We start from the raw sequence: 5328 nt of genomic DNA, 5'->3' as shown, positions 1-5328 counted from the left end.
ATGGCGACCTACGACGCCGACAAGACAGAGCTTCGCGGCATGATCGAGAAGCGCGGCATGCTGGAGGTACTCCCCGATGGGTACGGCTTTCTACGCTCCGATGAGTACAACTACGAGTCGAGCCCCGACGATATCTACGTGTCGCCCTCTCAGATCAAGCGCTTTGGACTTCAGGAGGGAGATACCGTTACAGGTAAAGTGCGCCCACCGAAAGAGGGCGAGAAGTTTTTCGCACTGATCCAGGTAGACCTGGTTAACGGCCAGCCCCCTACCGATGCCGAAGAACGCATCGACTACGAGCACCTGACTCCGGTCTTCCCCAACACACGGCTTACGCTCGAAACCGAGGCAGATGAGTATGGCACCCGGGTGCTTGACATGTTTGCCCCCATCGGAATGGGCCAACGCGGCCTTATCGTAGCTCCGCCCAAAGCCGGCAAAACGGTGCTCTTGCAGAAAATCGCCGCGGGCGTGACTAAGAATCACCCCGATGCACATCTGTTAGTCCTGCTCATTGACGAGCGTCCGGAGGAGGTTACAGATATGGATCGCAACGTAGATGGCGAGGTGATCGCCTCTACGTTCGACCGGGAGCCGCAACGTCACGTCGAGGTCGCAGAAACGACGCTCCTCAAAGCCAAACGCCTGGTTGAGTCGGGGCAAGATGTAGTTATCTTGCTTGACTCTATTACCCGCCTGGCACGCGCACACAACGCCGTGGCTCCCAGCCAGGGCCGCACCCTGTCGGGCGGTGTGGAAGCAGGTGCCCTACGCGGACCGAAGCGGTTCTTCGGTGCAGCGCGCAAGGTTGAAGACGGGGGGTCGCTCACCATTATCGGCACCGCGCTTATCGATACCGGAAGCCGGATGGACGAGGTGATCTTCGAGGAGTTCAAGGGCACAGGCAACATGGAGCTGGTCCTTGACCGTGAGATGGCCGACCGCCGCATCTACCCGGCGATTGATCTGCTGAAGTCGGGCACGCGCCGCGAAGAACTCCTCCTTGACAAGCCTACCCTGAAGCGCATCTGGATTATCCGGAAGCTGATTGCCGACATGTCGCCCGACGAGGCCATGGAGTTCCTGCTCGACAAGATGCGCGGCACCGAAAACAACGAGGAGTTCCTTGAAAAGATGAACTCGTAGATGCCACAACCTGAAACAGCATGTTGGTGCTACGCTTGAACGCGAGCTCCCCTGCCTTGCATTCATTAGCGAGAAGCCGGCTCCGTGTCGGCTTCTCGCTTTTGTTTTTTTGCCTGTTTTTTTGCCAGTGTCAACGTGCCTGCAAGGCGTCTGTCCAAAGACAAGGGGTAATGCCATCCTCCAGAGGCTACCAGTTTGAAGTCGCTTCGGTAAAGATGTCATCGGCCAGGTTGCTGATGGCACGCTGAACAGCGTCTTCTTCCCCTTCGATGCCCTCTTCAACAGGATCATAGTCGCTGTTAGTCGTGAACGAACGGCTGACAAACGACTCATCGTTTACCTGGTCGACATATTCTACTTGCACGTTAAGCGATATGCGGTTCACCGAGGCGCGCTCGTCGCCGCGCACGGTGGTAGGCTCGTTGGTATATCGCTGGATGCGCACGTCCAGGAGCGCGTCGGCATCGGCCTCGTTCGTGGTGAGCGACAGGCGGGTCTGGTTCACGAAGCGATCGACCAGCAGGTCGGTTAGGTCGCGGTCGAGCGTGGTAAACGGACTCGTGCTGCGGTCGTCGACGATCGGGATGGCGATGGTTTCAATGTGTGAGGGAATGGTTGCTCCGCTGAAGCTATACGCTCCGCATCCCCCTGTAACACCGGCCAGCACAAGCGCAAGTGCAACGACAGTGCTGCGGAGCGCGCGCCGTGCGCATGTCATGTGGTCTTGTATTCTATTCATCACGCTGTGTCTTCCATCTCTTTAAGCTTTCGATACAGCGTCCGCTCGCTGATGTCGAGCGCTTCTGCTGTTTTGCGCCGATTGCCATCGAAGCGGTCCAGTGCACGACGGATGAGCTCGCGCTCGGCCTCTTTCACCGTGGGAAGGGGAGCATCGGAGTTGGGGCGCACCAGGGCGGCAAATGCGCTCTGCGAAGACGCGTGCTCGCCTTCACGCTGGACGGCTTGTTCGTCTGACCCGTTTGGCGGTTCACTCTCGGGGTCACTCTCGGGGTCGTTCTCGACCTCGTATACCACGTCCTCAATAAACGAATCGTAGTTGCTCTCGTACTCGTCGTCGTACTCCTCTGCATATGCGTCTGCGGAGGGGGGCTCGGGATCCATGCCGGGCGAGGCCGAAGAGTTTTGTTCCTGCCCGCGCATCACGACGAAGTCGCTGTAGTCTTGCGGGAAGTCTGTGCGCTCGGCAATGCGTCGCGGCACAACGACGCCGATGTTCGAGGCAAGCGCCCGCAGCTGGTCTTTCATCTCTCGCATCTCCATTCGCATTTCCAGAATGGCGCGATAGAGCAGCTCGCGCTCGTGCGTTTCAGGGCTACCTTTCGTGTCGGAATCGGACACGCGCATGAGCTCGGTTGACTCTCCGGCTGCAGCCCGGTCAATGTCGCGCAGCAGCGGCTCTACGTCAGACGCCTCAATGGTGTCTCCGCGCAGCAGCACCACGCACTGCTCGGCTACGTTGCGCAGTTCACGCACGTTGCCGGGCCAGCGGTACGATCGGAGCGCCTCTTTGGCGTCGTCGGTCAGCGATTTGGGGCGCGACTCGTACTCCTGCGTGAACCGGTGCAGGTACGTATCAAAGATGGGTAGGATATCTTCAGGACGGTCGCGAAGCGGAGGGAGGTCGATGCGTACCGTGCTAAGCCGGTAGTACAGATCTTTACGGAAGCGCCCCTCTTGCACTTCCGTCGCCAGATTCTTGTTCGTGGCCGCAACGACGCGTACGTCAACGTGAAGCTGGTCGGAGGATCCAACGCGACTGAACTGCCCTGATTCAAGCACGCGTAGCAAACGCACCTGTGCTTCTTTGGGCATCTCGCCGATCTCATCCAGAAAGATGGTGCCGCCATCGGCCTCTTCAAAGTACCCGTTACGCTGCTGTACCGCTCCGGTATATGCTCCTTTCTCGGCACCAAAGAGCTCACTCTCGATAAGTCCTTCCGGGATGGCCCCGCAGTTTACGATGACCATGTCTTCGTGGCGGCGCTTGCTAAGCTCGTGTATCACCTGCGCGATGAGCTCCTTCCCCACACCGCTTTCTCCCTGCAGGAGCACCGTAATCGCCGTGGGCGCAACCTGACGCGCCCGGTCGATCACATGCTTGATAACATCTGACGACCCGACGATGCCGAAGCGTTCCTGAATAGAGGTACGGTCCATATCAACATGATGTCTAAGAAAAGGATAGATACGCCAATGGTGTGACACCCGTAGTGTCGCGGCAAGATCCAGACGTTTTGTCAGGATTCAAACCGAATACAGAATGTGTGGTTGTCCGTGCCCGTGTGGGGGATTTTTCCACAGACAGACGGGCGTCTTCGCGATAGGGGGCCATGCCGTTGCTCTATGCTGCTACACAGGCGAGGTCTTATGTTGCTCTCTGTTCCTGAGGGTTGCTCTACGTAAAACGATTTGCGTGACAACCTGCTCGGACTACGTGCACAGACGCTCTGGAGAGTCTGGTAGATCTATCCGGTCCGTAGATCAATCCGTAGATTGATGCAACCAGACGCGCTTCTCTGCGTCTTGTATCGTACTCGTCACAATCTTTCTTTTCATTTTTCGGGTACAGCTATGTCATATCAAACGTACATGGCCCCTTCGGAAAAATCTGCGCGGCCCTCTACAGAACCATCGGCAGGCGTCTCCCGCGTTGCCGCGCCTCCTATTTTTTCAGACTCGTTTTGGAAGCGCTTCCAACAAGGGGTAGAGTCGTTTCCTCTTCCGGTAATCTGCCTGAGCCGTGATGGGTATATCCAAGAGATCTCACACACGGCCCGGCGCATGCTCGGCTACCGGACGGAGGATGCCATCGACCGGTACTTCTTCACGCATGTGCACGGATACAACTTGCCTCGTGTGATGCGTGATCTCGCGCACATGGTCAATGCGCACACGCGCCACACCTCATGGCTACTTCGCCTGCAGACGAAACAGCGCCGCTGCCAGTGGTTTCGCGTTGACGCTGTGAACCGGCTCAAGTCTCCTGAGCAGTGCATCGTGCTGCGCCTACGATCGGTATAGCTGCACGCAGCATCAGCTGCTTTCTCTGATATTATCCTTGCTATTACAGCGTCTGGTTTAATTTTTCTACGCCGGGATCTGAAGCGGATATTGGAAGACGCAGTCTGTGAATCCGTACGCAGCGCGCCTCTCCACCGGAACCAGACGCTCTGAAATGCCATACTCGTTCATAGAGTGTGCAGCAAGATACTTGCCGCCTGCTTGCACCCGGCATGCTTCAGCCGGTGTGTATTCGCACAGCCCATATCCACTGGTTTTAGTGAGGCTCATCATGTCCAATTGCTATGAGTAACGACGCCCCTTTCTCGGACGAAACTCCGGGCGGTTCTCCGCAAGGAGACGACGTGCCCTATGACTGGATTGACGAGTGGCTCTGTGAGTACGTCGATGGCACGATGGACCCGGCCCTCGAAGCTGTATTCACGTCTTATGTTGAGGCCAACCCCGACCTGAAGTCACACGTTGAAGAACTGCAGCAGACGCGCGAATTGCTTGGGCAGTGCCGCTTCTCCGACCCCCCATCTGCTGACCAGGCCTGCACCGACGTGCGCGACCATGTCGAGTCTGACCTGCTTCGGTCGCGCCTTTCTATGCAGGAAGCCCTCGGCGGACACCCACAGTTTGCAACCGGGTTGATTTTTTCTATGCTCACGGCCCTCGTGGTTGGTCTTGTTGTGGGGGCCACGGTAGTAAGCACTCCAAACTCGGCATCTTACGAGTCAACCGCAGTAGAAAAAACAGAATTGCCTGCATCTCCAACCCTGGCTGCTGATCGTCCGGCGCTTCCGTTACTGGCTCCCGGTGCACAGAGCGAGCGCTCGTCACGCGCTGCTGCTACAGCCTCAGCGATAGGAGCCGACAGCTGGCAGCTTCCCACTCTGGCTCTCGATACGCTGCAAAACCGATCGCCCCTCACCCTCATACGCACGCAACGATGACCCCCGTGTACACCTTTCGTCTCTTCTTGACGTTAAGCACGGCACAATCGACTAATGTACAGGTCTAAAATTGCCCTTTGTTGGGCCTTTAGCTCAGGGGTTTAGAGCGCTCGCCTCACACGCGAGAGGTCCCTGGTTCAAATCCAGGAAGGCCCACTACCTTGACAGTGTCTGTATAGAGGCTCCCGCCAACGCGGGAGCC

General features: G+C 57.5%; 5 protein-coding genes and 1 tRNA gene. 4 read left to right on the top strand and 2 right to left on the bottom strand.

Translation table 11 applies throughout. The features are described from left to right. Positions 1–1146: transcription termination factor Rho (rho, locus tag PPP56_RS10485; RefSeq protein ID WP_353563995.1), on the top strand; the 1146-nt coding region annotated here is incomplete at its 5' end. A 187-nt stretch (positions 1147–1333) separates the two neighbouring features. Here the strand turns inward: rho and lptE are convergent. Together lptE and PPP56_RS10475 are read right to left on the bottom strand one after the other, a co-directional pair. Further along, positions 1334–1864, bottom strand: a complete 531-nt coding sequence (lptE, locus tag PPP56_RS10480) for an LPS assembly lipoprotein LptE (RefSeq protein WP_353563994.1) — start codon at positions 1862–1864, stop codon at positions 1334–1336. Between the two features lie 20 nt (positions 1865–1884). After that, entirely contained in the window at positions 1885–3324 is a 1440-nt protein-coding gene (locus PPP56_RS10475; protein WP_353563993.1) for a sigma 54-interacting transcriptional regulator, read from the bottom strand. Positions 3325–3738: 414 nt separating this feature from the next. Between PPP56_RS10475 and PPP56_RS10470 the strand changes: the two genes are divergently transcribed. From PPP56_RS10470 to PPP56_RS10460, 3 genes are all read left to right on the top strand, one after another. Beyond that, entirely contained in the window at positions 3739–4188 is a 450-nt protein-coding gene (locus PPP56_RS10470; protein WP_353563992.1) for a PAS domain-containing protein, read from the top strand. A gap of 284 nt (positions 4189–4472) precedes the next feature. Further along, positions 4473–5126 (top strand): anti-sigma factor family protein, encoded by a 654-nt coding sequence (locus tag PPP56_RS10465; RefSeq protein WP_353563991.1) that lies wholly within the window; start codon positions 4473–4475, stop codon positions 5124–5126. Positions 5127–5208: 82 nt separating this feature from the next. After that, positions 5209–5282, top strand: a tRNA-Val gene (locus PPP56_RS10460). The last annotated feature ends 46 nt before the right edge of the window (positions 5283–5328 follow it).

This window comes from Longimonas sp. (genome assembly GCF_040409695.1).
Lineage (GTDB): Bacteria > Bacteroidota > Rhodothermia > Rhodothermales > Salinibacteraceae > Longimonas.
This window is presented reverse-complemented; position numbering and strand designations above follow the sequence as displayed.

Bases quoted from the DNA above. Each gene is read 5' to 3' on its own strand.
- PPP56_RS10470 (WP_353563992.1), top strand. From the start codon at position 3,739: ATGTCATATCAAACGTACATGGCCCCTTCGGAAAAATCTGCGCGGCCC.
- lptE (WP_353563994.1), bottom strand. From the start codon at position 1,864: ATGACATGCGCACGGCGCGCGCTCCGCAGCACTGTCGTTGCACTTGCG.
- PPP56_RS10475 (WP_353563993.1), bottom strand. From the start codon at position 3,324: ATGGACCGTACCTCTATTCAGGAACGCTTCGGCATCGTCGGGTCGTCA.
- PPP56_RS10465 (WP_353563991.1), top strand. From the start codon at position 4,473: ATGAGTAACGACGCCCCTTTCTCGGACGAAACTCCGGGCGGTTCTCCG.